20 protein-coding genes are annotated in these 25,402 nt (G+C 62.1%); 15 read left to right on the forward strand and 5 right to left on the reverse strand.

What is annotated here, in order from left to right:
- Positions 1–143 precede the first annotated feature (143 nt).
- Both I6L36_RS21410 and I6L36_RS21415 read right to left on the reverse strand, forming a co-directional pair.
- Positions 144–1,685, reverse strand: coding sequence for a TerC family protein (locus I6L36_RS21410; protein WP_109113113.1), 1,542 nt, complete (start codon positions 1,683–1,685; stop codon positions 144–146).
- Positions 1,686–1,985: 300 nt separating this feature from the next.
- The gene (locus tag I6L36_RS21415; RefSeq protein WP_109113114.1) at positions 1,986–2,912 is read right to left on the reverse strand and encodes a cation diffusion facilitator family transporter; all 927 of its coding nucleotides are present in this window, start codon (positions 2,910–2,912) and stop codon (positions 1,986–1,988) included.
- Between the two features lie 169 nt (positions 2,913–3,081).
- Between I6L36_RS21415 and I6L36_RS21420 the strand changes: the two genes are divergently transcribed.
- The 8 genes from I6L36_RS21420 (at position 3,082) to I6L36_RS21455 (ending at position 14,398) form a co-directional block, all read left to right on the forward strand.
- Positions 3,082–6,138 (forward strand): FAD-binding and (Fe-S)-binding domain-containing protein, encoded by a 3,057-nt coding sequence (locus I6L36_RS21420; RefSeq protein WP_216986914.1) that lies wholly within the window; start codon positions 3,082–3,084, stop codon positions 6,136–6,138.
- Positions 6,138–6,626 (forward strand): hypothetical protein, encoded by a 489-nt coding sequence (locus I6L36_RS21425; RefSeq protein WP_109113087.1) that lies wholly within the window; start codon positions 6,138–6,140, stop codon positions 6,624–6,626. The genes I6L36_RS21420 and I6L36_RS21425 overlap by 1 nt, the downstream gene beginning before the upstream one ends.
- Before the next feature lie 126 nt (positions 6,627–6,752).
- A complete protein-coding gene (locus I6L36_RS21430) occupies positions 6,753–7,214 on the forward strand; it encodes a hotdog fold thioesterase (RefSeq protein ID WP_103858442.1) in 462 nt (153 codons plus the stop codon).
- Positions 7,215–7,394: 180 nt separating this feature from the next.
- A complete protein-coding gene (locus I6L36_RS21435) occupies positions 7,395–9,293 on the forward strand; it encodes a DEAD/DEAH box helicase (RefSeq protein ID WP_029314717.1) in 1,899 nt (632 codons plus the stop codon).
- Between the two features lie 329 nt (positions 9,294–9,622).
- Positions 9,623–10,105 carry a molybdopterin-binding oxidoreductase gene (locus I6L36_RS21440; RefSeq protein WP_216986915.1) on the forward strand — a complete coding sequence of 161 codons (483 nt, stop codon included), beginning with the start codon at positions 9,623–9,625 and terminating at the stop codon, positions 10,103–10,105.
- 1 nt (position 10,106) lies between these two features.
- Complete coding sequence (locus I6L36_RS21445; RefSeq protein ID WP_109113182.1) at positions 10,107–12,023, forward strand: bifunctional diguanylate cyclase/phosphodiesterase; 1,917 nt, start codon at positions 10,107–10,109, stop codon at positions 12,021–12,023.
- A gap of 171 nt (positions 12,024–12,194) precedes the next feature.
- Positions 12,195–13,100 carry a LysR family transcriptional regulator gene (locus I6L36_RS21450; RefSeq protein ID WP_109113183.1) on the forward strand — a complete coding sequence of 302 codons (906 nt, stop codon included), beginning with the start codon at positions 12,195–12,197 and terminating at the stop codon, positions 13,098–13,100.
- Between the two features lie 104 nt (positions 13,101–13,204).
- Positions 13,205–14,398 (forward strand): MFS transporter, encoded by a 1,194-nt coding sequence (locus I6L36_RS21455; protein WP_103858451.1) that lies wholly within the window; start codon positions 13,205–13,207, stop codon positions 14,396–14,398.
- 63 nt (positions 14,399–14,461) lie between these two features.
- Here I6L36_RS21455 and I6L36_RS21460 read toward each other — a convergent pair whose 3' ends face one another.
- Together I6L36_RS21460 and rnt are read right to left on the reverse strand one after the other, a co-directional pair.
- On the reverse strand, positions 14,462–15,784 hold the full coding sequence (locus tag I6L36_RS21460) for a Na+/H+ antiporter family protein (RefSeq protein ID WP_103858439.1): 1,323 nt from the start codon (positions 15,782–15,784) through the stop codon (positions 14,462–14,464).
- A 226-nt stretch (positions 15,785–16,010) separates the two neighbouring features.
- Complete coding sequence (gene rnt / locus I6L36_RS21465) at positions 16,011–16,673, reverse strand: ribonuclease T (protein WP_010675098.1); 663 nt, start codon at positions 16,671–16,673, stop codon at positions 16,011–16,013.
- 145 nt (positions 16,674–16,818) lie between these two features.
- On the opposite strand from rnt, the gene I6L36_RS21470 reads away from it, so the two are divergent.
- Complete coding sequence (locus tag I6L36_RS21470; RefSeq protein ID WP_162540591.1) at positions 16,819–18,792, forward strand: methyl-accepting chemotaxis protein; 1,974 nt, start codon at positions 16,819–16,821, stop codon at positions 18,790–18,792.
- A 68-nt stretch (positions 18,793–18,860) separates the two neighbouring features.
- On the forward strand, positions 18,861–19,736 hold the full coding sequence (locus I6L36_RS21475) for an OmpA family protein (RefSeq protein WP_039038755.1): 876 nt from the start codon (positions 18,861–18,863) through the stop codon (positions 19,734–19,736).
- Positions 19,737–19,836: 100 nt separating this feature from the next.
- Here the strand turns inward: I6L36_RS21475 and suhB are convergent, their stop codons facing one another.
- Positions 19,837–20,640: an inositol-1-monophosphatase gene (gene suhB / locus I6L36_RS21480; RefSeq protein WP_039038754.1), complete on the reverse strand. Its 804-nt coding sequence runs from the start codon at positions 20,638–20,640 to the stop codon at positions 19,837–19,839.
- 200 nt (positions 20,641–20,840) lie between these two features.
- On the opposite strand from suhB, the gene I6L36_RS21485 reads away from it, so the two are divergent.
- From I6L36_RS21485 to I6L36_RS21505, 5 genes are all read left to right on the forward strand, one after another.
- On the forward strand, positions 20,841–21,296 hold the full coding sequence (locus tag I6L36_RS21485; RefSeq protein ID WP_109112648.1) for a hypothetical protein: 456 nt from the start codon (positions 20,841–20,843) through the stop codon (positions 21,294–21,296).
- A gap of 120 nt (positions 21,297–21,416) precedes the next feature.
- On the forward strand, positions 21,417–22,025 hold the full coding sequence (locus tag I6L36_RS21490; RefSeq protein ID WP_109112649.1) for a glutathione S-transferase family protein: 609 nt from the start codon (positions 21,417–21,419) through the stop codon (positions 22,023–22,025).
- A gap of 31 nt (positions 22,026–22,056) precedes the next feature.
- Positions 22,057–22,719 carry a glutathione S-transferase family protein gene (locus tag I6L36_RS21495; protein WP_052816370.1) on the forward strand — a complete coding sequence of 221 codons (663 nt, stop codon included), beginning with the start codon at positions 22,057–22,059 and terminating at the stop codon, positions 22,717–22,719.
- Positions 22,720–22,914: 195 nt separating this feature from the next.
- Positions 22,915–24,441 carry an ABC transporter substrate-binding protein gene (locus I6L36_RS21500; protein WP_052816371.1) on the forward strand — a complete coding sequence of 509 codons (1,527 nt, stop codon included), beginning with the start codon at positions 22,915–22,917 and terminating at the stop codon, positions 24,439–24,441.
- The gene (locus I6L36_RS21505) at positions 24,438–25,400 is read left to right on the forward strand and encodes an ABC transporter permease (RefSeq protein ID WP_052816372.1); all 963 of its coding nucleotides are present in this window, start codon (positions 24,438–24,440) and stop codon (positions 25,398–25,400) included. Before I6L36_RS21500 ends, I6L36_RS21505 begins: the two co-directional genes overlap by 4 nt.
- Positions 25,401–25,402: the final 2 nt, after the last annotated feature.

Here is a 25,402-nt window from a genome sequence, read left to right on the forward strand (position 1 = left end):
CTCTAAAGGGGATTTTTATTGTGAAAAAGAGGGGGTATTGCAGAAGAGAATTGCCGTTATCGCAGCAATGGCGCGGGAGGGGCCGGGCTCGGGCCAGAAAAAAGAGGGCCAAAGGCCCTCTTTTGCTGCATTGCCACCGATGATCAGGGGGAGAGTGGGGTGACCCGTACTCGCTCGATGCGCCGCTCGCTCACGGCCATGACCTCGAAGCAGAACTGGCCGAGGTGCAACTGCTGACCGACGTCGGGCAGGCTGCCGAAGTGGGAGAGCAGCATGCCCGCCAGGGTCACGTACTCGTCGCTCTCGCTCACCAGACCGTCGCAGTTCAGGGCCTGCTCCACCTGATGGATGTTGGTGGTGCCGTGGATGAGCCAATGCTCGCCCTCGCGCACCACATCGGGGGTCTCGTCCTCGTCCGGCAGCTCGCCGACGATGGCCTCCAGCAGATCGTGGTTGGTGACCAGCCCCTGGATGACGCCAAACTCGTCCGCCACCAGAATGAGGCTGCCCCTGGCCTGGCGCAGCTCCGCCAGCAGCCGGATCACGTTGATGGTCTGGGGCACGATGACGGGCTCGTTCTGTCTGGCTAGTGCTGCCAGGGATTGCCCCTCGTTGAGGGCAAACAGCAGATCCCGAGCCTTGACCACCCCGATGATCTCGTCCAGCTCCCCGTCACAGACCGGGAACAGGCTGTGGGGGGCCCGTTGCAGCAGGGCGCGGATCTCGTCCTCGCTGTCGCTCATGTCGATCCACTCCATCTCGGAGCGCGGGGTCATGATGGTGCGAATGGAACGCTCGGCCAGCGACAGCACGCCGCTCACCATGTAACGCTCCTCTTCACCGAAACCAGGGGGCAGGGGCTGAGCCTGCACCTCTTCTTCGTCCTCCTGCGGGTGGGCGGAGCGCTTGTTCCCCCCCATCAGCTTGAAGATGGCGGCGGTGGTGCGCTCGCGCAGGGGCTGGCGCGCCTCGTGGCGCAGGGCACTGCGCTGGGCGAGCTGGTTGAAGAACTCGATGAGCACCGAGAAGCCGATGGCCGCGTAGAGGTAGCCCTTCGGAATGTGGAAGCCGAAGCCCTCCGCCACCAGGCTGAAGCCGATCATCAAGAGGAAGCTCAGGCAGAGCACCACCACAGTGGGATGGGCGTTGACGAAGCGGGTCAGGGGCTTGGAGGCGAGCACCATCACCACCATGGCGATGGTCACGGCCGCCATCATGACGCCGAGGTGATCCACCATGCCGACGGCGGTGATGATGGAGTCCAGCGAGAAGATGGCATCCAGCACCAGGATCTGGGCGATCACCACCCCGAACCCGGCATAGACGCCGGTGCCGCCTTGCTCCTCGGGCTTGGCCTCGAGTCGCTCATGCAGCTCGGAGGTGGCCTTGAACAGCAGGAAGAGTCCGCCTCCCATCAGGATGAGATCCCGACCGGAGAAGGGGTGATCCCAGATGTGCAGCAGAGGAGCCGTGAGGGTGACCAGCCATGACATGATGGTGAGCAGTCCCAGGCGCATCAGCAGGGCGAGGGAGAGACCGATGATGCGCGCCTTGTCCCGCTGGGCGGGGGGCAGTTTTTTCACCAGGATGGCGATGAAGACCAGGTTGTCTATCCCGAGAACGATTTCCAGGATGATCAGGGTAAGCAGACCGACCCAGATTGACGGGTCCAGCAAGAATTCCATGTGATTGACCTCAATGAAGACAGATGCAGTGAATCGTGGTCACGGCGTGGCCGTGGTGACGGAGACGATCGCTTCAGAGGCGTTGGTTGAGCAGGTACAGATAGGCTTTGATGGGAAAAGACGAAGGGCTACTTCGGGGATTGTCCATGATGGGCAATAAAACCTCGGGTCAAAAGTGAGCCCTGATGATAACGACTCGCCGCCATTTGGCAAGGGGGTCTGGACGCGCAGGGAGAGGCGCTCGCCCAACAGGGCAACAGGGACAGGCGGAGCTTGCCAGGCAAGCCCCCGCCTTGCGGCTTACAACCAGCGTTTTTCCCGGGTGAAGCAGACCGAGAGCCAAGCGTCTCCCAGGGTGTCGCCGAGGCGGGACCAGAGCTCCTGGCGCAGGGCATCCTGGCGTTCGACGGGCCACTCCTGGCCGGGGGCCACCAGGATGTTGAGCTCGAGATCGAAGCGGCGGCCGCTTTTTGCCAGGTGGCTGTAGCACTCGACCCCATGGCGCAGGCGCAGGGCTTCGACTTCGCTGGCCACCAGCCGGGAAACATCCCCCTTGGGGGCAATTTTTAGCACTTCCCGCAGGTTGCGACCGAGCACCTTGATGGGAATGAGGGTGGCACACAGGGCCAGCAGCGAGACCAGCACCGGGTCTATATAGCGGTTGTAGTGGCCGTAACCCAGGGTATCGAGCCCGATGGCGACCAGAAAGCCGATGAGCAGGGTGGCGCTGAGCAGGGTATCCACCAGCCACTCCTTGGAGTCCACCCGCACCAGCTCGGAGTTGACCCGCTCGGCCACGTCGGCCTCGATGAGATAGAGGATGCCGCAGAAGAAGGTGGAGACGACGGCATAGATGAGGGCGTGGCCGAGATCTATTTCTCGTCCGCCCGCCAGCAGGGAGGTGATGCCGCCATAGAGGGCGCCAAGGCAAAGCAGCAGAATGATGGCGCCGTTGATGGCGTTGGCGATGGGTTCGAAGTGGGCGTAGCCGTATTGGAAACGGGCGTCGGAGGGGCGAGTAACCAGGTAGGCAGTGATGAGCCCAAGGCCCGTCATGCCCATGCTGAACAGAGTGAAGATGCCGTCCAGCATGATGGCGTTGGAACCGACGAAGAGGCCATAACCGATCCCGAAGATGGCAAAGGTGATGCAACCAAACAGCGACAGGGTCAGCGCCTGTTTTTCGGTGCGAATAAGCGTACTGATAACATGGCTGTAGTGAGCCATAAAAGTCCTCCTTTCAAATGGTGAAGATTGCGCGCGCAAGCGGTTTTCTAGCTGATATACTGCCCGCTCACATGTGAGCGGACTGGTTCGGACACCCGCAAAGAGGCTGGTCCGAACGGTCGTTGTCGCCGGAATGCCGGCATCAAGCAAAGGATGGGAACAAGGATTCATGATCCCGAGACTCGATTACCAGGACAGTTTGTCACCTACAACCCTGCAGTTTCTTGAGTTGCTGGCGCGATCAGCATTTCGTGGTGATATCGAAAAGTCTTATGCAAGCCGGTTGGCGATGGCGACGGATAACAGCGTCTATCAGGTCGTACCTCAGGCGGTTCTCTATCCGCGCAGCGCGGACGATATTGCGGTGATGCTCAAGTTGGCCCAGGGGCCCGAGTACGCGACCTTGAGTTTCTTCCCTCGCGGCGGCGGTACCGGCACCAATGGTCAATCCTTGGGCGGCGGCATTATCGTCGATCTCTCGCGCCATATGAACCAGATCATGGAAATTAATCTGGAAGAGGGTTGGGTGCGGGCCCAGGCCGGGGTGGTCAAGGATCAGCTCAACGCCTTTTTGAAGCCCCACGGCTACTTCTTCTCGCCGGATCTCTCCACTTCCAACCGGGCCACCCTGGGGGGCATGGTCAACACCGATGCCTCGGGGCAGGGCTCCTTGGTGTACGGTAAGACCTCGGATCATGTGCTCGGCCTCAAGGCCGTGCTGGAAAACGGCGATCTCATGGCGACCGAGCCGGTGACCGGTCAGCGTCTGGCGGACAAGCTGGCCCTCGAGACCCGTGAAGGGGAGATCTATCGCACCCTCTATCGCATCGGCCGCGAGCGGCGCGCCGACATTGAGGCCACCTTCCCCAAGCTCAACCGCTTTCTGACCGGTTACGATCTCAAGCACCTCTATCAACCCGAGAGCGACACCCTGGACGTCAGCCGGGTGCTGTGCGGCTCGGAAGGCTCCTTGGGCTTCATCACCGAAGCCCGGCTCAACATCACCCCCATCCCGCGCTACCGCACCTTGGTCAACGTCAAGTACGACAGCTTCCCCTCCGCGCTCAGAAACGCCCCCTTTATGGTACAGGCCCACGCCCTGTCGGTGGAGACGGTGGACTCCCGGGTGCTGGGACTGGCTCGCGCCGACATCATCTGGCACTCGGTGAAGGATCTCATCCAGGATGTGCCCGGCAAGGATCTGCAGGGGCTCAACATCGTCGAGTTTGCCGACACCGACGAGAATGAGCACAAGGCCAAGGTGGCGGAGCTGTGCCGGCGCATCGACGCCCTGCTGTCGCGTGGTGAAGCCGGGGTCATTGGCTATCAGGTGTGCGACCACCTGCCGAGCATCGAGACCATCTACGCCATGCGCAAGAAGTCGGTGGGGCTGCTCGGCAACGCCGAAGGGCGCAAGAAGCCGGTGGCCTTCACCGAAGACACCGCCGTGCCGCCGGAGTCGCTGGCGGACTTCATCATGGAGTTTCGTGCCCTGCTGGATGCTCACGGCCTTGACTACGGCATGTTCGGCCACGTCGATGCCGGGGTGCTGCACGTGCGCCCGGCGCTGGACTTGTGCGATCCCGAGCAGGAGGTGCTGCTGCGGCGCATCTCCGATCAGGTGGTGGCGCTCATCGCCAAATACGGCGGCCTGATGTGGGGGGAGCACGGCAAGGGCTTTCGCTCCGAATACAGCCCCGCCTTCTTCGGCGAGCTGTGGGAAGAGCTGCAACGGGTCAAGGGGGCGTTCGACCCGGCCAACCGCATCAACCCGGGCAAGATCTGCATGCCTTATGGCAGCGGCGCTTCGCTTGTCTCGGTGGACGGGCCCAAGCGCGGCAAGTTCGACCGCCAGATCCCGATTGCCGTGCGCGAGAGCTATACACGGGCGCTGGATTGCAACGGCAACGGTCTGTGTTTCACCTTCGAGACCGACTCCCCCATGTGCCCCTCGGTCAAGATCAGCCGCGACCGCCGTCACTCCCCCAAGGGGCGGGCTGGCCTGATGCGTGAATGGCTGCGCCAGTTGTCGGAGCAGGGCTTCGATCCCCTTGCCGAAGAGGTGGCGCTGCAAAGCGGCGGTCTGCGCTTCAAGCAGATCGTCGACAAGTTCCGCAATACGGTGGCCCGCGCCCGGGGCGAGTATGACTTCTCCCACGAGGTGATGGAGGCGATGGAGGGGTGCCTTGCGTGCAAGGCATGCACCAGCCAGTGCCCCATCAAGGTGGATGTGCCCACCTTCCGTGCCCGCTTCATGCAGCTCTATCACAGCCGCTATCTGCGCGGCCCCAAGGATTACTTCGTGGGCACGGTAGAGAGCTATGCGCCCCTGCTGGCCAAGGCGCCGAAACTGGTCAACTTCTTCCTCGAAAAAGACTGGGCCCAGAAGGCGACCGAGAAGAGCATCGGCATGGTGGACGTGCCGCTCTTGAGCGTACCGACCCTGGCCGAGGAGCTGCGCGACCATCGCGCCCGCTATTTCGACCTGCCGGGCCTCGAGGCCATGAGCCCCGAGCAGCGCCATAAAGTGGTGCTCATCGTGCAGGATCCCTTCACCAGCTACTACGACGCCCCCGTGGTGCGTGACCTGGTGAAGCTGGCCAGCAAGCTGGGCTATCAGCCCTACCTGCTGCCGTTCAAACCCAATGGCAAGCCCCAGCACGTGAAGGGATTCCTGCGCGCCTTCGCCCGCACCGCAGCCAGCAGCGCCCAGTTCCTCAACAAGGTGGCGGCCCTCGGCATCCCCATGGTGGGGGTGGACCCCTCTCTGGTGCTCTGCTACCGGGACGAGTACGTGAAGGCGCTCGGCACCGCCCGCGGCGACTTCCAGGTGCTGCTGCCCCAGGAGTGGCTGCTCTCCCTGCCTGCCGAGGCGCTGCCGCTGCGGGAAGAGGTTGGCACCGACCCCTGGTATCTGTTTGCCCACTGCACCGAGAAGACCGCCAAGCCCACCACCCACGGTGACTGGAGCACCCTGTTTGGTCGCTTCGGTGCACGTTTGCAGCCGGTGTGGGTGGGTTGCTGCGGCATGGCGGGCACCTATGGTCACGACGCCAAACAGGTGGAGAACTCCAAGGGGATCTATGGCCTGAGCTGGGCCGAGCCTCTTGAACGCCTGCCCAAGGCTCGCTGCCTGGCCACCGGATATTCGTGCCGCAGCCAGGTCAAGCGGATGGAGGGGGAGAAGCTCAAGCATCCGCTGCAGGCCCTGCTGGAACTGCTCTGATGCTCCACTTTACCAAGGGATTCCGGGTGCCAAAGGCCTATCGGCACCCGCATTTTCTGTTGCTCCCCACCACGCCGTCCCAGGCCGTGGTGGAGTTTGTCGCCATCCTGCGCGAGCGCGAGCAGCTTCATCAGCTGTTTCGCCCGGACGATGTGTGGCCTTCCGCCCATTTCAGCCTGAGCCAACACGAGGCCGATCTTGAGTGGCAACGTTCCGAGTTCCTGGCCAAGCGCTCCTTTGCCTATGGCCTCTGGAGCCCGGACAGGGAGCCCCGCTTCTGGGGCGGGGTTTACCTCTATCCGTCGGTGCTGCCGGAGGTGCAGGTGGAGCTCTTCCTCTGGAAGGTGGCCGAGGCGCCGCTCACTGACAGCGAACTCGAAGCCGAACTGCGCACCTGGCTCGGCAAGGTATGGCGCTGGTCCGAGCCGCGCCTGCCGGGGCGGGACGGTCCCTGGGCCGAGTGGCCAGGGGTGACCTATCCCTGGTGAGGGCAAACCTCGATGCAAGATGCCCCGGCGTGGGCATCTTTTTTTTTGCGCCTTTTTCGCCGACACTGCTGGTTTGCCGCTACAGCGCAGCGATAACCCGTTGATCACGCAAGGAGTCCGCTCACCATGAGTCAAGAAAGCAGCCCCATCTGGCGCAAACCCATGAGCCTGGAGGGGCTCAACGCCAGCTCCCGCAACACCCTGATGGCCCACCTCGACATCGTCTACAGCGCCTTTGGCCCCGACTGGCTGGAGGCCACCATGCCGGTGGATCACCGCACCCATCAACCACTCGGCATGCTGCACGGAGGCGCCTCCGTGGTGCTGGCGGAAACGCTGGGATCGCTTGCGGCCAACATGGCGGTCGGGGAGGAGAGTTACTGTGTGGGGCTGGAGGTCAATGCCAACCACCTGAGGGCCAAGCGGGAAGGGGTGGTGACGGGGCGCTGCAGCCCGCTGCATCTGGGGACCACGACTCAGGTGTGGCAGATCGAAATTCGCGATGAACGTGGTCGTTTATTGTGCACCAGCCGATTGACCATGGCGGTGCTCAAGCACAAGCGGGACAAGGACTCTGGCGAAGCGTGATCCGCAATAACGCATCATGAGTGAAAAATAAGCAAGCCATAGTCGCGAGATCCCTCTATAATTGCCAACGTCTTGAGACACCTATCACATTTTTCAAGACAGCAGAACAAAGTGGCGCTATAATCGCCGCCTTTTTGCTATTCCGCGGTGTTAGCCGCCTGCCTTAATCTGGAAGAATCTATGTCTGATACCGAACAACTGCCCCTTTTTAGTGAGCTTGGACTGGCCGCGCCTGTATTGAAAGCGCTGCAGGACGTGGGCTATGAGCGTCCGTCTCCCATCCAGGCCGCAGCAATTCCCCACCTGATGGCGGGACACGATCTGCTGGGGCAGGCACAAACCGGTACAGGGAAGACCGCTGCTTTTGCCTTGCCTCTGTTGTCTCGTCTGGAAGCTGGTAACCGCAACACCCAGATCCTGGTGCTGGCCCCGACCCGCGAGCTGGCCCTGCAGGTGGCAGAGGCGTGCCAACGCTATGCCCACCACATGCCCGATTTCCACGTGCTGCCCATCTACGGCGGCGCTTCCTACGAAACCCAGACCCGCGCCCTGCGCCGCGGTGCTCAGGTTGTCGTGGGTACCCCGGGCCGCGTGATGGACCTGATCCGTCGCAAGAACCTGGACCTCTCCGGTCTGAAAGCCCTGGTGCTGGACGAAGCGGACGAAATGCTGCGCATGGGCTTCATCGACGACGTGGACTGGATCATGGATCAGTGCCCGGCCGGTCGTCAGGTTGCCCTGTTCTCTGCCACCATGCCGGAGCAGATCCGTCGTGTTGCCCAGAAGCACCTGAAGCAGCCCAAAGAGATCAAGATCGCTTCCAAGACCGCGACCGCAACCACCATTCGCCAGCGTTACTGGCAGGTGACCGGTCTGCACAAGCTGGACGCCATGACCCGTCTGCTGGAAGTGGAATCCTACGAAGCCCTGCTGGTGTTCGTGCGTACCAAGAACGCCGCCGAAGAGCTGGCAGGCAAGCTGGCTGCCCGTGGTCACGCCTGTGAAGCGCTGCACGGTGACATCCCGCAGAAGCTGCGTGAGCGTACCGTCGACAAGCTGCGTCAGGGCCAGCTGGACATTCTGATCGCCACCGACGTGGTCGCCCGCGGTCTGGACGTTGAGCGCATCACCCACGTGGTGAACTACGACATCCCCTACGACACCGAATCCTATGTTCACCGTATCGGCCGTACCGGCCGTGCTGGTCGCAAGGGTGAAGCCATCCTGTTCGTGGCACCGCGCGAGCGTCGCATGCTGCGCGCCATCGAGCACGCAACTCGTCAAGCGATCGAGCCGATGAAGATGCCGAGCACCGAGGACATCAACCAGCACCGTCTGGCCAAGTTCAAGGAGCGCATCCGCGAAACCATGATGGGTGAAGAGCTCGAGATCTACCACAACCTGGTGAACGAGCTGATCGAAGAAGATTCTGCCGATCCGCTGGAGCTGGCTGCTGCACTGGCCAAGCTGGTACAGGGCGACCAACCGCTGCTGCTGGATGACTCCATTCCGGATCCGGTGTTCAACGCCGGCAACGATCGCGGTGGCTTCGAGCGTCGTGAGTTCAACGACCGTGGCGGTCGTGACTTCGGTGACCGTGGCGATCGTCCGGCCCGTCGCATGCCGTCCCTGGAGCCGCGTCCACTGAAAGACAACCCGGACGTGGAGATGGAGCGCTACCGCGTCGACGTGGGTGCCCATCACGGCGTCAAGCCGGGCCAGATCGTGGGTGCCATCGCCAACGAAGCGAACATCGAGAGCCGCTTCATCGGCAACATCGACATCGCCGATGACTTCTCCACCGTCGATCTGCCCAAGGGCATGAGCGCCGAGGTGCTGGAAGTGATCAAGAAGGCCCGTGTCTGCCAGCGTCCGCTGCAGATCACCCGTTACACCGAAGTGCCGGCCGGTGGCAACACTGCTCCCCGTCCGCCCCGTGGTGATCGTCCGTTCCGTGGCGACCGTCCTTTCAACAAGGATCGCCGTCCCCAGGGTGACCGTCCCTTCAACAAGGATCGCCGTGAAGGCGGTTTCGACAAGGGTCGCAAATTCGGTGGCAACAAGCGCCGCGACAGCTAAACCCTGACTGCACTGATGAGAAGGCCGCTCCATGGAGTGGCCCTTTTTGTGTCTGTTTTTCAGATGCGTAGCGAAGATTGTCACCTTTTTCCGGCCGTGGTGGGCATCCGGTTTGATGAGGAGCCAGTGAAAGAAAAATGGTGCAATCCATTTGCCTGGGGGTGGCGCCTGGTGTCATTCTTTGGGAAGCGATTGGATACTTTTGGAAGACGCACAATCGTTGCTGGTTGCAAACGACTGCGACTTTGGTCTGAAGGTGCATTCTGTTGTTTGCATATGAGTCAGCAGAGTGAGATGAATAAATAAACCGTATGACAGGGGGGTGCGTGATGGGCAAGTGGCTTGGCAAGGTGTTGCTGATATCTGGATGGCTCGTGTCGGGTATGGTGTTGGCGGAGGAGCCCTTCTTCAGAATTGCGGGGGCGGGGTGCTGCAATGGCAAGGGGGAGGTGGTGCTGACCCGTGCCGAGTTTGAGGCCTTGCCGCAGACGGAAGTTAAGACGGGGACGCCCTGGACCGAGGGGGAGCACCTCTATCGCGGGGTGTTGCTGCGGGACCTGGTCAGGATCTACGGTCTCAAGAGCCAGGAGGTCAAGGCCCTCGCGGTCAATGAATACTGGGCCGCACTGCCGCTGGAAGACGGGGAGAAGTACCCGGTGCTGGTGGCCGAGAAGCAGGATGGCAAGGCTATGACCCTGCGCAACAAGGGGCCGCTCTGGGTCATTTATCCCCTCACCGACCATCCCGAACTCAACAAGGAGATCTATCACAGCCGGATGGTGTGGCAGATGACGGCGCTGGAGAGCAAATAAGATGCTGAGCAGCAAGTTCTTGAGCCTGATCCTGATGGTGACCACCTTTTTGGGGGTGACCCTCTGGTCGGTCTGGAACTATGACCGCGCGTTCAATGAGGTGACGCGCTACACCCAGCTCTCCGCCTGGGCACTGGCCCAGCTCGAGCTGGAGATCCACGCCTTCGAAGAGGGTTTGAAGCTCTATCGTGCCGGTGCCGTCAGCCGGGAGGAGATGAACAAACGCTTTGACATTGCCTGGAACCGGCTCGATGTCTTCCTGCACGGGAAGGAGGCAAAGTCGGTCAGGGCCCGATTCGGTGCGGACAAGGCGGTCGGCAAGATCCTCGCCCTCTTCGAACGCTATGAGCAGAATGTGGTGCAAGGGGAGCCGGATTCCCCCGCACTCAAGATGTTCACGGCCGCACTCGATGACGAGATGCGCGGGGTGCGGGACGTGATGGTGAAAAACTTTACCGGGCCTTCTGCCATCGCCCAGCGTGAGCTGCTCAACGAGTCGAGAACCCAGAACTTCTTCATCCTGGGGTTTCTGATGCTGGCGACTATGGTGATGTTGATGGTGCTGTTTCGCGAAGTGCGTCGCCAGCATTTTCTGGCGTGGAACGACCCTCTCACCCGTCTCCCTAACCGGGCGGCGCTCATCAAGCACCTCCAGCAGTGGACCAGCCACCCCGGGCGGCGCAGCAGCATCACCGTCTGCCTCATGGATCTGGGGCATTTCAGGGAGGTCAATAACAGTCTGGGTTACGAAGTGGGGGACGCCTTGCTCAAACGGCTTGCGGCGCGGATCAAGGCCGCCTCTGGCCAGGGGATCTTCGTTGCCCGAACCGGCAGTGACGAGTTCACCCTCATCATCACCGGCACCATGCCCACCTATCTGCGCTTCCCGTTTCTGGAGCAACTGCGCAGCGAGCTGGCGGATCTGGTGTTTGCCGCCGATCCGGCGCACCGGGTGCGGGTCTTCATGGGCACCAGCCAGTACGTGAAACCGGATCATTCACCGGAAGAGATGCTGTTGTTTGCCGATATCGCCCTCGACAGCGCCAAGCGCAAACGGCTGAATGACAATGTGCTCTTCTCCAGCAGCATGTATCAGCACTATCAGCGCAAACGCCGGCTGTCGACCGAGCTGCGGGAGCTTATCCACTGCCCGCAATGCCCGCAACTGGCCCTTTACTATCAGCCCATCGTGCGCGGCCAGAGTGTAGTGAGGCTGGGGGCCGAGGCGCTGATCCGCTGGCATCATCCGGAATATGGCTTTATTGCCCCCCTCGACATCATCTCGCTGGCAGAAGAGAACGGGTTGGGCGAGGCGCTCGGGGGCTGGATCATCCGGCGCATGCAGCTCGATCTGTCCGGCTTCCCGGAGGAGGTGCTAGCACCGCTCGAGATCTCCATCAACCTCTCCAACTCCATGTTCAACATGGGGTTGGCCAGGGAGATTGAAGAGAAGATGGAAGATGGGCCGTTGGGGCTGCACCAGTTGATAGTGGAGCTGACCGAAACCATCGCCCTCGATGACATCGCCCTCAGCAAGCAGATCATTCACTCCCTGCGCCAGATAGGGGTGCGGGTGGCCCTCGATGACTTCGGGACCGGCTGGTCCTCGCTCTCTTACCTGCGTGAACTCTCTTTCGACAAGCTCAAGATCGACCGCTCCTTCATCACCGCCATCGACAAGGATCCCCGTCAGGCGCTGTTCGTCGAGACCATCACCACCCTCTCTCATCAGTTGGGGGTGCGTGTCGTGGCAGAAGGGGTGGAAAACAGCGATGAGCTCAAGGCGGTGCTCACCATAGGGGTGGATGAGATCCAGGGTTATTTCTACTCGCGTCCCTTGCCGCTGCCGGAGTTCATGCAGTTCTGTCACCGCTATTTCGCCCACAGCGCCGCCATTCAGGAAGTGGCACTGGGGTAGCCTTGGGGCAATCGAGCCCCTGTAGCCTTGTCTTCGAGTCCCTCTGTTCGATCGTTCCTGGTTGATATTTCATCCCGACACCTTTCTTCCATGGCAGGACCGCCCTTGACGCGGTTTTCTTGTGCCTCCAGCCAAAACGAGGGTGCGAGAGGGCAGGCCCGGTGCTACCTTGTGCCACGAACGGGGGTGATGGAGGTGTTCGTGCTGGCGGTGGAGACCGGCTCGTTTTCGGCGGTGGCCCGCCGACTGGGGATGGGGCAACCCACGGTTTCCAGATTGATTGCCCAGCTTGAGGCGCACCTTGGCAGCCGCCTGTTGCTGCGTTCGACCCGGGGGCTGGCGCCCACCGAGGCCGGAGAGGCCTACTATCTGCGGGCGAGAGAGATCCTGGCCCAGGTCCACGAGGCCGATGCCATGGTGCAGCAATGCCGGGCGGGCCTGAGCGGGCGTCTGCGGGTGAGCGCTCCCGTCACCTTCGCCCGCCTGCATATCATTCCCCATCTTGCCGGTTTTCTGGCGGCTCACCCGGGACTGGATCTGGAGATCCTGCTGGATGACGGCAATGTGGATCTCATTTCGGCGGGCATCGAGGTGGCTCTGCGGATCGGCAAACAGGCCGACTCGTCGCTGGTCGCCCGCTGTCTCGCTCGAAGCGACATGCGGGTGCTGGCGACGCCGGCCTATCTGGCCGCCAAAGGAGAGCCTGAGACCCCTCAGGCCCTGCAACAGCATGACCTGGTGCTTTACAGTCCACGGCCCGGAATGGGGCAGCAGTGGCGATTTCGCCGTGGCGTCGAGGAGAGGGTGGTTTCCGGAGAAGGCAGGCTGATGGTCTCGGCGGCCGAAGGCATGCGCGCCGCCGTGCTGGCTGGACTGGGGCTCGGTATCGCCTCGGAGTGGATGTTTGCCCCCGAGCTTGCCCGCGGCGAGGTGGTGGCGGTGCTGCCCGAGTGGCAACTGCCCATGCAGGAGCTCTGGACCCTGCTCCCGGCAGGTCGCCAGCCTGGTGCCAAGGCGAGCGCCTTTCTGGCATTCGTGACCGGCCTGCCCGGCGTGGGGCATACGCCAGCGGAATAACTGTTATGGTCCCCACCGCTCTACTGGTGGCGACGCTCCCCGGGTAGGCTGTGCGCATGGGGCCCGTATCCTGGCGGGAGCCCTTCTACCACGAGGAGAAGATCATGAGTACATCGCCTTCTGCCGGAGGGGCCGCAACCCCCGGCCCCTCCCTGCTCTTCGCCATGGCCCTGTCATGCGGCCTGGCAGTTGCCAACATCTACTACAACCAGCCCATGCTGGCGGTGATGGCGCAGGACTTTCCCGGGCACTCGGGCATGCCATTGATCGCCATGCTGACCCAGCTTGGCTATGCCATGGGTCTGCTTTTGCTGGTGCCGCTTGGCGATGTGGTCGAGCGCCGCTGGCTCATTCCGGGGCAGTTTGCACTGATCGCGCTGGCTTCCCTGCTGGCGGCCACGGCCACGAGTGCCACCACCTTGATGCTGGCCTCCGTCCTGCTCGGCATCGGGGCCACGGCTGCCCAGCAGATAGTTCCGGTGGCGGCGACCCTGGCAGATCCCGCCCGCCGTGGTGCCGTGGTCGGCAGCGTGATGAGCGGCCTGCTGGCCGGGATACTGCTCAGCCGCACCGTCGCCGGCCTGGTCACCGCCTATGGCAGTTGGCGCGCCATGTTCTGGCTGGCCATTCCCCTGGCCCTGTCGGGGGCCCTGCTGATGGCCAGGATGATACCGTCCGGATTGCCGCGCTCTCCCCTCGGTTATGGCCGTCTGCTTCACTCTCTGGTCGGTCTGTGGCGCGAGGAGCCCGCCTTGCGCCGCGCGACCCTGACCCAGGCCTTGCTGTTTGCCTCCTTCAGCGCCTTCTGGACCGTGCTGGCGTTCTACCTGGCCGAACCTGCCTATGGGTTGGGGGCCGACATGGTGGGTCTCTTCGGCGTCATCGGGGTGGCTGGGGTGGTGGCGGCCCCTCTGGCAGGCCGGATGGCGGATCGGTTGGGGGCCAGACCAGTGGTATTGGCCGGTGCTGTGCTGGTGGTGCTTGCCTGGATCTGCTTCGAGCTGTGGCTCTCTCTGGCCGGGCTGGCGTGCGGGGTCATCTTGCTGGATCTCGGAGTGCAGAGCGCACTCATCGCCCATCAGCAGCGCATCTATGGTCTGAGACCTGAAGCCAGGGGGCGCATCAATACCCTCTTCATGACCGGCATGTTCCTGGGGGGAACCCTCGGCTCCAGCCTGGGGATGCTGGTCTGGCAACAGGGTCACTGGCTCGGGGTGGGAGCAGCCGGCATGGGGTTGGCCCTGGTGGCCTGTCTCTGTGCCCTGGCCGGCAGGCGGGGACTGCAACCGGCCATCTGAGGCATGTGCAAGACAAGAAAGGCGACCCCGGGGTCGCCTTTTGTCTGTCTGCTCGGGATGGACTCAGAGCACCATGGCGGCAATCCAGCCGAAGATCACCAGGGGGATGTTGTAGTGGATGAAGGTTGGCACCACGCTGTCCCAGATGTGGTCGTGCTGACCGTCGGCATTGAGGCCCGATGTGGGGCCGAGCGTCGAGTCGGAGGCGGGGGAACCCGCGTCCCCCAGCGCGCCCGCGGTGCCCACCAGGGCGATGGTCGCCATGGGCGAGAAGCCGAGGTGGATGCACAGGGGCACATAGATGGTGGCGATGATGGGCACGGTGGAGAAGGAGGAGCCGATCCCCATGGTGATAAGCAGGCCCACCAGCAGCATCAGGAAGGCCGCCAATCCCTTGTGACCTGCCATCATGCTGGAGACGGACTGCACCAGACTCTCCACCCCGTGGGTCTCCTTCATGACGGCGGCGAAGCCTGCTGCGGAGATCATGATGAAGCCGATGAGGGACATCATGCGCACACCCTGGGTGAAGGCATCCTGGCTCTCGCGGAATTTGATGACGCCACCGCAGGTGAAGATGATGAAGCCTGCGAGCGCCCCCAGCACGATGCTGTTGGTCATCAGTTGCAGGCCGAGTGCCACGGCGATGGCCAGCAGGGCTACCCAGATGTGGTTGAGATTGAGCTCGACCGTCTCGGGTTCGGCGGCCAGGATCTGCTCCAGATCATACTGACGCGGCTTGCGGTAGCTGAAGAAGACGGCGATGAGCAGGCCGAGGAACATGCCGAATACCGGGATGGCCATCGCCAGGGGCAGTTGGCTGAATTCCACCGGTACGCCGTTGTCGACGAGATTCTTGGCCAGGATGTTGTTCAGGAAGATACCGCCAAAGCCGACCGGCAGCAGCATGTAGGTAGCGGTCAGGCCGAAGGTGATGACGCAGGCCACCTGACGGCGGTCGATCTGCATCTGGGCCATGACATGCAGCAGCGGCGGGATCAGGATGGGAATGAAGGCGATGTGCACCGGGATCAGGTTCTGGGAGGAGACGGAGACCGCGAGCACCGAGGTGAGCAGCAGGCTCTTGACCCAGAGAATGCGGGTGCTGCTAGCATCCTTGCCGAGCTGGTTGATGACCTTGCGGGCCAGCAGATCCGTGATGCCGGAGCGGGAGATGGCTACCGCGAAAGCCCCCAGCATGGCGTAGGAGAGGGCGATTTCTGCACCGCCGCCCAGGCCGCCGGTGAAGGTGCTGAGGGTCTGCTCGAGGGAGAGTCCGCCGAGCAGGCCACCCACGATGGCACCGATGGCGAGGGAGACCACCACATTGATCCGCAGCAGGCTGAGCACCAGCATCAGCGCCACCGCGATAACAACAGGATTCATTTGATTTCCTTATGGATTGTGTTGCTGTCAGTCGTGTGAAAGCCAGCTAGTTTGCGAAAAACAGGCTAAATGTCGAGAAAAAAATCGGCGGATCCCGGCCAAGGGACGCATCTTCTGCTGGAGGTGAACGGGAACCGGGAAAATGGCCCTTCTTCGTTGCCCAGACAGGTCCCCTCATGCAGACAGGCTGCCATGGGCAGCCTGTCTGGGCAGGGGCTGGGAGTGTTCAGCCCTCGTCTTCGGTGTCCGTCGTTTCATCCGGGTTGGCCAGAGGCCAGCCTCCCAGGCTCTTCCAGCGATTGACGATGTGGCAGAAGAGCTCTGTGGTGCGCTCGGTGTCGTAGAGGGCCGAGTGGGCCTCTTTGTTGTCAAAGGGGATATTGGCGCTCTGACAGGCCTTGGCCAGCACCGTCTGCCCCAGGGCAAGACCCGAGAGGGCGGCGGTGTCGAAGGTGGCGAAGGGGTGGAACGGATTGCGCTTGAGGCCGGCCCGCTCGGCGGCGGCCATCACGAAGCCGTGGTCGAAGGTGGCGTTGTGGGCCACTATGATGGCGCGACCACAATCCTGCTCCTTCATGCCCTTGCGCACCCCCTTGAAGATCTCGGTGAGTGCTTCCTTCTCGTCCACCGCGCCCCGCAGCGGGTTGAAGGGGTCGATGCCGGTGAACTCCAGCGCCGCTTTCTCCAGATTGGCGCCCTCAAAGGGCTGGACATGAAAATGGAAGATCTGGTCAGGGACGAGCCAGCCCTGCTCATCCATCTTGAGGGTGTGGGCGGCTATTTCCAGCAGGGCATCGGTCTTGGCATTGAATCCGGCGGTTTCAACATCGATGACGACGGGGTAAAAGCCGCGAAAACGGCCCTTGAGGGTGTGAACGGCGTCGGTCATGGTATCTCGGTCGGCGTGAAAGGAGGCGGCATTATGGCAAAAAAGCGTGCCCTTGTCCCTTATCTGCCGCCATGGGACGGCAAGAGGGCCATTTTGAAACACCTGTGCTTATAATTGGCGACGTCAACCATGGAGGGAGAGGACGATGAAGAAGCTGGGATTGGCACACAAGATGATGTTGGTGGTCTGTCTGCCGCTGTTGGCCCTGCTGTTTTTCTCCGGCCGGTACGTCTACGAACGTTATCGGGTCGAACAGGAGATGAGCGGCGCCCTGGTCGCGCTGGCGGTGGTGAAGGAGGCGGCGCAGCTGGCCCATGAGCTGCAACGGGAGCGCGGCATGTCGGCCGGCTTCCTCGGCTCTGGCGGCAACAAGTTTCGCGATGCGCTGCCTGCCCAGCGCAAGGTGGTGGACAGCCTGTTGCAGCGTTTTCATCAGGATCCTGCCTTGCTGGCTCTGACGGAGGTGCAGCAGGGAGTGGCGGGACTCACCGCCATGCGTGAGCGGGTCAGCGCCCTGGGGGTCGAGGTGGCGGAACAGGTCGGCTTCTATACCCGCCTCGTGACCGCCTTGCTGGCGGTAGTGGACAAGATAAGCGTCGACAGCATGGATGCCACCATCGCCCTGCAGACCAATGCCTACGCCGCCTTCCTGCAGAGCAAGGAGCGTGCGGGGCTGGAGCGGGCGACGCTCAGCAACGTCTTTGGCCGTGACAGCTTCACGCCTGCGCTGTTGCAGCAGTTCATCTCCCTGCTGGCGGCCCAGAACACCTATCTCGAACGTTTCCAGGCGGTGGCGAGTCCAGCCCAGCGTCAGTTGCTGAACGACAGCCTCGCCTCACCCGTGGTGGCCAAGGTGGCCGCCATGGAGAAACTGGCCCTGGACAAGGCGGCAAGCGGCAGTTTTGGTGTCGATGCGGAGGCCTGGTTTGCCTTGAGTACCGACAAGATAGGCCTGCTCAAGGAGATAGAAGACAGCCTCTATCAGCAGCTCTTCGAGCGGGTTGAACAGATGCGGGTCGGGAGTGCCAGTGACTTCTGGTGGGGGGCGGCTGGCGTGTTGCTGTGCATCGTCCTGACCACCTTCGTCTGCTGGCGGGTGGTGCGGGATCTGCATCTGGGCTTCATGGCCCTGCACCAGACCTTCAAGCGCCTGGTGCAGGAGAACGACCTGACTGTGCGGGTCGACTGGCGATCCGGGGATGAGCTGGGTGCCCTGGCGCGGGATCTGAACCATTTCCTCGGGCACCTGGAGAGTTTGCTGCTGGCTGTGCGCCACTCCTGTGACGTGCTGATACGCAGCGCCGCCAGCTCGGCCGAGGTCATTGCCGAGGTGAATGCCGGCGTAGTCAGGGGATGCGGGCAGGTGGATCTGGTGGCGACTGCCGCCACCGAGATGGCATCGACTGTCGCGGAGATTGCCCGCAACGCCACCCAGACCTCCCAGGCGACCCAGCAGGCCATCGGCCGGGCGAAGCAGGGTGACAAGGAGGTGGATCAGACCATCCACACCATCCAGCAGGTCGCGGGCACGCTGGTGGATACCCGGCACCTGGTGGACAGCCTGCATCGGGATACCGAGTCGGTGGGGGAGGCCTTGAGCCTCATCAAGCAGATCTCGGACAGAACCAACCTGCTGGCCCTCAATGCCGCCATCGAGGCGGCCCGTGCCGGTGAATCCGGGCGCGGCTTTGCGGTGGTGGCCGACGAGGTGAGAGCGCTTGCCTCCCGTACCCAGCAGGCGGCGGATGACATAGAGCGGATGCTGGGCCGCTTGCGCCAGGGGGCCAACGAGGCGGTGGCTGCCATGCACACGGGCACCGAACAGGCCGGCCTTAGCGTGACGGAGGCCAAACGGGCGGGGAGCGAGCTGACCGACATCGTCAACGAGGTGCGCAAGGTGAGCGACATGACGGCCCAGGTGGCCACCGCCACCGAGGAGCAGCGTTACGTGACCGACGACATCCAGCAAAACGTGATGACCATCCGTGACGTGTATGAGGCCCATCGCCAGCACTCCCATACCCTGCAACAACACAGTGCCGAACTGGATGCCCTGGCCCGGGATCTGGCGGGACGCATCGCCAGCTTCAAGCTGATGGCCCCTTCTTCCCCCCACTGAGCGTTTTGACCTAAAGCTTGTCCTGCCGCTGCCGATAGATAATTCGAGATAGTGTGGAGGACAAGCCGTTGAATGCTTGGGTGTTGGGGTTGATCAGCATATCAGTGAGTATGCAGTTGCAGGCGGGCGTGACCGAATTTGGCGCCGGTCTGGATCAATCCGTCTGGCGCCTGACCTCTGATACCCAGGTGGAGTGCAGGCTGGAGCATCCTATTCCCCGCTGGGGAACCGGGGCCTTTGTCAGCCGGGCCGGGCGCAAGATCAATCTGGATTTCGAGCTCAAGGGGCAGCGACCCCAGGCGCGTACCCAGACAGTGAGCCTCGGGATCATGCCCCCCAGCTGGCGTCCCGGGGTGGCCGGGCGTCAGATCAGCCAGTTGCAGTTCTATCAGCAGTTTGACGGCCTGGTGGCGGGGCAGACCGCCTGGACCATGCTGGACGAGCTGGAAGGAGGGCGTATGCCGACTTTCCAGTATCGCGACTGGTATCGTCAGGACAGGCCGGTGCGGGTATCGCTCTCGTCGGTCAATTTCAGGGTCAAGTACCAGGCGTTCATGGACTGCCTGAGTGGCTTGCTGCCCTACAGCTTCAACGACATCGCCTTCAGCGTGCTCTCCTATGACAAGAACAGCGATCAGTTGTCACCGGCCTCCAAGCGGCGGCTGGCGATGATCGGTGACTATGTGAAGGCAGACAAGAGCATCGATGTGGTGGTGATCGACGCCTACAGCGACAGCTATGGCGGCCGCTGGCCAAACCAGAAGCTCTCCGAGAAGCGAGCGGATGCCATCAAGCAGGTGTTTGTGGATCTCGGCATCGAGGAGGGCAAGATCTCGGTGGAAGGGCACGGTGAGAAACAGCACGTGGCCTCCAACGAAACGGAAGCTGGCCGAGCCAAGAACCGCCGGGTGGTGATCAACATGGGACGCAACGGCACTATCTGATCCCGTTGAGTCATCGAGAGGGGCGGGATTTTCGCTGTAGTAAGGAATAAAAAATGCCAGTCGGCGAACCGACTGGCATTTTTTTCACGGGTATCCGGGATTACTTGGCCAGGGATTCCGGCAGGTTTTCACGGATCTTGCCGAGCATCTCTTTCAGCACGCGGGGGTTGGCCACCACGATGTTGCCGGAGTTTTCGTAGTTGTGACCACCGACGAAGTCGGTGACGATGGCGCCGGCTTCTTTGGCCAGCAGCTCACCGGCGGCGGTGTCCCAGGGTTTCAGGCCGATTTCCCAGAAACCGTCGACGCGGCCAGCGGCCACATAGGCGAGATCCAGCGCGGCGGAGCCAGCACGACGGATGTCTGCACACTCGATGAACATGCTCTGGAACATCTTCAGGTAGGGTTCGATGTGGTGCTTCTGCTTGAACGGGAACCCGGTGGCCAAGATAGTGCCGGAGAGCTCTTTGGCCTTGCCGACACGGATGCGGTAGCCGTTCAGCTGGGCGCCGCTGCCGCGGGTGGCAGTGAACAGCTCGTCGCGGATGGGATCGTAGACAACGGCTTGTTCGGTCTTGCCCTTGACGCGCAGAGCGATGGAAACGGCAAAGTGCGGAATGCCTTTGACCAGGTTGGTCGTGCCATCCAGTGGGTCGATGATCCATTGGTAGTCCGGATTGGTACCGGCAATCTCGCCAGACTCTTCAGCAACGATGCTGTGTTCCGGGTAAGATTTTTTGATGGTGTGAATGATGGCCGCTTCGGCGTCACGGTCAACGTTGGTCACGAAGTCATTGCTGCCTTTCTGGATAACCTCGATGTTCTCGGGTTGAGAAAAGGCTTTTACTACTACTTGACCGGCGTTGCGCGCAGCGCGCACGGCGATATTCAGCATCGGATGCATAGGTTCACCACTGGATGTTAAAGAACGGGGGATAAAAGGACGCGACATCTTACCAAGATATTCGGGAATAGCAACTGCTATACCCTCATTCTGTCAGGGTGGTGACTGACAGATCTGACGGCTCCAATAAAGACCTGTAATCAACTAGTCTTATCGCGACAGCCGGATAACAGGCTGTGGTGAGCATAGGGATATGAGCCATGAATCTGTCATTAGTCAGTCAGAAACCGTCGTCGCCGACGACTATGGGTGTGTTGGCCGCACTGCGTGCCGCCAGCGAAGAGAGCGAGTATGTCACCGAGGTCCGGGTGGCGCAGCCCCAGCAGTGGCAACCGTCGAAGGACGAAGCGGCGATCCTGCTGCTGGAAGAAGAGGGCGCTGCCTGGCCTGTTCCGCTCTGGCCTGCAGGAGGCAATACACTGGGATTGCCGGTGCTTCCCCTGTTGGTGCATCGACAGTATGAACATCCTCCACAGGGGCCGGATGTTCGGGATCCGCATTTTTATTTCGTCTCCAACGGTATTCTGCTGGATGAGGCCGAACTGGCGGATCCTGCCTGCAGCCTGGTGCTGCAAAGCAAGTTTGAATCCTATTTCCCGCTGCTTTCCCGTCTTATCTTGCTGCGCCAGCGCCAACCAGGGGTACTGAGCAGCTAATCATCTCCCCCTCGATGCGGGCTGTTCAAGGGGCACAATATTTGTCATAACTGACCGATATTGTGCCGCTTTGCTATGGCCTGCGCAGCGGCTCACTGTGTGTTCGTCGACGGAGGTGACATGAAGGTTTATGAGCTGAGACGAGCCCCCAATGCCCGTCGGGTCAGAATGTTTCTGGCGGAGAAGGGGATCGAGATGGAATATCAACAGGTCGATCTGGGGGCGGGGGAAAACCTGGCGCCCGCCTTTTTGACCAAGAACCCGGCCGGGCGCATTCCTGTGCTGGAACTCGATGACGGAACCTGTCTGAGTGAAACCCTGGCCATCTGCCGCTATTTTGAAGAGCTCCACCCCGAGCCGAACCTGTTTGGCAGCACCGCGCTGGAGCGCGCCACCATAGAGATGTGGAGTCGCTTCATCGAGTTCAACCTCTGGTTGCCGACCGGTATGGCGTTTCGTCATATCACCGGTTTTTACAAAGACCGGGAGCGGGTCTTCCCCGAATGGGGGGAGGAGTGCAAGCAACAGGCACAGATCTGGTTTGACAAGCTCGATGCCCGTCTTGCCGAGGTGCCCTATATTGCGGGGGAACGCTTCACTATCGCCGACATTCTTGCCCTCTGTACCATTGATTTTGGCAAGGTGATCGGCCTGCGTCTCACCCCCGAACAGCCCCATTTGCAGGACTGGCATGACCGGGTAAGTGCCCGGTCCAGCGCCCAGGCCTGATCCTTTCCCCTGAACGTTCAAGGAGTCCAAGATGATAGAGTTGTACACTGCCGCCACGCCCAACGGGTTCAAGGTGTCGATCGCCCTCGAAGAGCTGGGGCTGCCCTACAAGGTCATTCCCCTTGATTTCGCGACCATGGAGCAGAAGAAGCCCGAGTTCCTGGCCATCAACCCCAATGGCCGCATCCCGGCCATCATCGATCGGGACAATGGTGACTTCGCGGTGTTCGAGTCCGGCGCCATCCTTATCTATCTGGCGGAAAAAACCGGCAAGTTGCTGCCGCAGGATCCCAAGCGCCGCTCCCAGGCCATCCAGTGGCTGATGTTCCAGATGGGAGGCGTCGGTCCCATGATGGGGCAGGCCAACGTCTTCTATCGCTATTTCCCCGAGAAGATCCCGGCCGCCATCGAGCGTTACCAGAAGGAAGGGCGACGCCTGTTCGAGGTGCTCGACGGCCATCTGGCACACCATGAGTATCTGGCAGACGAGTACAGCATCGCCGACATCGCTACCTGGCCCTGGGTGCGCATCCACGACTGGAGTGGTATCTCCATCGAGGGGTTGGTGCATTTGCAGGCCTGGATGGCACGCATGGAAGCCAGGCCCGCCTGCCAGAAGGGCATCACCATTCCACCGCGCAATGAGAGCCCCGAGGATCAGGTCAAGCGGGCGCAGCAGATGGTGACTCGCTGACGCCATCATGATGGCCCTGACGGGCCATCTTTTTTATTCCCCTTTGACTCCCCGTTGTTTGACGATCTGCATCGCAGTCGCTTTTTGTCTTTCAAATAAGCCATTTATCAAAAATCAAAAGTCATTCTTCCTGATCAATTGTTATGTTATAACGTTGCCTCTTTGGTTGATGAACATGAAGCTTGGATGGAAAGGATGACAAAAAAATGCACCGCAGCCGGGTGGTTCGCCCTGGCTCTGATGGCAGGAACGACTGCAGCCGACGGCAAACCGCTTGCCATGGTGGGGCCTTGGGAGATCCACAGTGTCGACCCCGCCAGCAACGGGGTCTTCTTTACTCGCATGCAGGTGGCGGAGACCCTGGTGGATGTCGATGGGAAAGGCAATCTGCAACCCGGGCTTGCCAGTGAGTGGTCGCGTAGCGATGACGGTCTGCAGTGGCGATTCACATTGCGCCCCGGGGCCCGTTTTCACGATGGCAGCGAGGTGAGCGCCGAGCAGGCCGCTTTTGCCCTGCAACAGGCCTGGCGCAAGCCCGGCGTGATGACCAGCACTCCCATTGCGTCCATCGGATCTGGAGATGGCGTCTTGAAGGTCACCCTGAGCGAACCCTTCGCCTCCCTGCCGGCCGTGCTGGCCCATCCCAGCACCCAGATCCTGGCGAAGGCCGCCTACGATGCCAAGGGGGAGGTAACCCAGGTGATAGGCTCTGGCCCCTACCGCATCACCCGCCTGCAACAACCCCAGCGGATAGAGACTGTGCGTTTCGACGGCTGGCAGGGGGTCAGGCCCGCAATCGAGGTGGTCAGCTACCTGACGGTGGGGCGTGCAGAGAGCCGCACCCTGATGGCCGAGAGCGGTCAGGCCGACATCGCCTGGGGGCTGGATCCGGTCAGCATCCGCCGCTTGCAGCAGGCGTCACGGGTCTCCATCGCCTCGGTCACCCTGCCACGAACCATCCAGCTCAAGCTCAATGGCGCCGATCCCCGTCTGAGTGATCCGGTGGTGCGCCGTGCCCTGAGTCTCGCCATCGATCGTCGTGGTATGGCAGCCGCCCTGTTGCGGGATCCCGAGATGGCGGCAACCCAGCTCTTTCCTCCCACTCTGGGGGAGTGGCACCAGCTCGGGTTGACGCCGCTTGCCTATGACGTCAAGGCGGCCCGGGCGGCCTTCGCGGCGGCAGGCTGGCAGCCGGGGGAGGACGGTGTGCTGCGCAAGGGGGAAGAGCGCTTCGCCCTGACCCTGCGTACCTTCCCTGACCGTCCGGAGCTGCCGCTCCTCGCCACGGCACTGCAGGCGCAGTGGAAGGCGGTGGGGGTGGATCTCAAGGTGGCGGTGGGCAACTCGAGCGAGATCCCGGCGGGCCATCAGGACGGCTCGCTCCAGCTTGGTCTCTACGCCCGCAATTATGCCCTGGTACCGGATCCCCTGGTCACTTTGCTGGGGGACTTGGCCCCTGCCGGTGCGGACTGGGGGGTGATGAACTGGCACTCCCCGGCCATGACGCAAACACTGACCCGCCTTGCCACGCAAGCCTTGTCGCCCACAGACGCCGCCGCGGCTCGCCGGGAGATAGCCACGACACTGCAACAGGAGTTGCCGCTCCTGCCCATCGCCTGGTACCGCCAGAGCGCGGCGGTCAGTCGGGGGCTGGAGGGGTTTGAACTCGATCCCCAGGAGCGCAGCTATGGCCTGGACAAGTTGACATGGAGCGCACGATGACAGCGACCCCCTTGTCTCGCGTCATGGTGATACTGGGTCAGCGTCTGATGCAGGCGCTGGTGGTTGCCCTGCTGGTGGCCGGACTCTGTTTTCTGATGGTGCAGTCCCTGCCCGGAGACATCGCCTTTCGCATCGCGGCGGGTCGTTATGGCTATGACTATGTCACCGCCGAGGCGGCCAACGCGGTGCGCAGCGAGCTGGGGCTGGCCGGCTCGGCCCTTGCCCGTTTTGGCGACTGGCTGTGGGCCTTGCTGCAAGGGAATCTCGGCAGCTCCCTGGTGACGGGCGCACCGGTCGCCACCGACGTGGGTCATCACCTGGGCGCCACCCTGACGCTCGCGAGCGCCTCCGTGGTGCTGGCGCTGGTGGTGGCGCTGCCGCTTGGCAGCCTGAGTGCGCTGCGCCCGGGGGGATGGTGTGATCGCCTGACCCTGGGCTGGAGCGTGCTGATGCGTGCGTTGCCCCCCTTCTTGCTCGGCCTGGTGCTCATGGTGATGCTCTCGGTGGAGCTGGGCTGGGTCAGTGCGGCAGGGCACGGGGAGGGGAGCAACCTGCTGCTGCCCGCCCTGACCCTGGGATTGGGGCTCTCCGGCGTGCTCTCTCGGGTGGTGCGTGAAAGCGTGCTCACCGTGGTGCAGTCCGGTTATTACCGATTTGCCCTCACCAAGGGGCTTTCGCCGGCCCGGGTTTTCTGGCGCCACGGTCTGCGCAACACCGGGGTCAGCATCATCGCCTACACCAGCGTGCAGCTGGTGCTGCTCATCGAGGGGGTCGTGGTGGTCGAGAGCCTGTTTGCCTGGCCCGGGATCGGCCATGCGCTGGTGCACGCCATCTTCTGGCGCGACATCCCCATGGTTCAGGGGACTGTGCTGGTGCTGGCGGTGCTCTTCGTGCTGCTCAATACCCTCACCGATCTGCTTTGTCTTGCCATTGACCCCCGTGGTCCCAAGGAGTTCTGATC

Source organism: Aeromonas sp. FDAARGOS 1406, from assembly GCF_019048565.1.
Taxonomy (GTDB): Bacteria; Pseudomonadota; Gammaproteobacteria; order Enterobacterales; family Aeromonadaceae; genus Aeromonas; species Aeromonas caviae.

Coding starts and splice junctions, on each gene's coding strand:
- I6L36_RS21470 (WP_162540591.1), top strand. CDS start 16,819: ATGAAGAAGCTGGGATTGGCACACAAGATGATGTTGGTGGTCTGTCTG.
- I6L36_RS21495 (WP_052816370.1), top strand. CDS start 22,057: ATGATAGAGTTGTACACTGCCGCCACGCCCAACGGGTTCAAGGTGTCG.
- suhB (WP_039038754.1), bottom strand. CDS start 20,640: ATGCATCCGATGCTGAATATCGCCGTGCGCGCTGCGCGCAACGCCGGT.
- I6L36_RS21430 (WP_103858442.1), top strand. CDS start 6,753: ATGAGTCAAGAAAGCAGCCCCATCTGGCGCAAACCCATGAGCCTGGAG.
- I6L36_RS21455 (WP_103858451.1), top strand. CDS start 13,205: ATGAGTACATCGCCTTCTGCCGGAGGGGCCGCAACCCCCGGCCCCTCC.
- I6L36_RS21490 (WP_109112649.1), top strand. CDS start 21,417: ATGAAGGTTTATGAGCTGAGACGAGCCCCCAATGCCCGTCGGGTCAGA.
- I6L36_RS21485 (WP_109112648.1), top strand. CDS start 20,841: ATGAATCTGTCATTAGTCAGTCAGAAACCGTCGTCGCCGACGACTATG.
- I6L36_RS21420 (WP_216986914.1), top strand. CDS start 3,082: ATGATCCCGAGACTCGATTACCAGGACAGTTTGTCACCTACAACCCTG.
- I6L36_RS21415 (WP_109113114.1), bottom strand. CDS start 2,912: ATGGCTCACTACAGCCATGTTATCAGTACGCTTATTCGCACCGAAAAA.
- I6L36_RS21445 (WP_109113182.1), top strand. CDS start 10,107: ATGCTGAGCAGCAAGTTCTTGAGCCTGATCCTGATGGTGACCACCTTT.
- I6L36_RS21425 (WP_109113087.1), top strand. CDS start 6,138: ATGCTCCACTTTACCAAGGGATTCCGGGTGCCAAAGGCCTATCGGCAC.
- I6L36_RS21440 (WP_216986915.1), top strand. CDS start 9,623: ATGGGCAAGTGGCTTGGCAAGGTGTTGCTGATATCTGGATGGCTCGTG.
- I6L36_RS21460 (WP_103858439.1), bottom strand. CDS start 15,784: ATGAATCCTGTTGTTATCGCGGTGGCGCTGATGCTGGTGCTCAGCCTG.
- rnt (WP_010675098.1), bottom strand. CDS start 16,673: ATGACCGACGCCGTTCACACCCTCAAGGGCCGTTTTCGCGGCTTTTAC.
- I6L36_RS21410 (WP_109113113.1), bottom strand. CDS start 1,685: ATGGAATTCTTGCTGGACCCGTCAATCTGGGTCGGTCTGCTTACCCTG.
- I6L36_RS21505 (WP_052816372.1), top strand. CDS start 24,438: ATGACAGCGACCCCCTTGTCTCGCGTCATGGTGATACTGGGTCAGCGT.
- I6L36_RS21435 (WP_029314717.1), top strand. CDS start 7,395: ATGTCTGATACCGAACAACTGCCCCTTTTTAGTGAGCTTGGACTGGCC.
- I6L36_RS21500 (WP_052816371.1), top strand. CDS start 22,915: ATGACAAAAAAATGCACCGCAGCCGGGTGGTTCGCCCTGGCTCTGATG.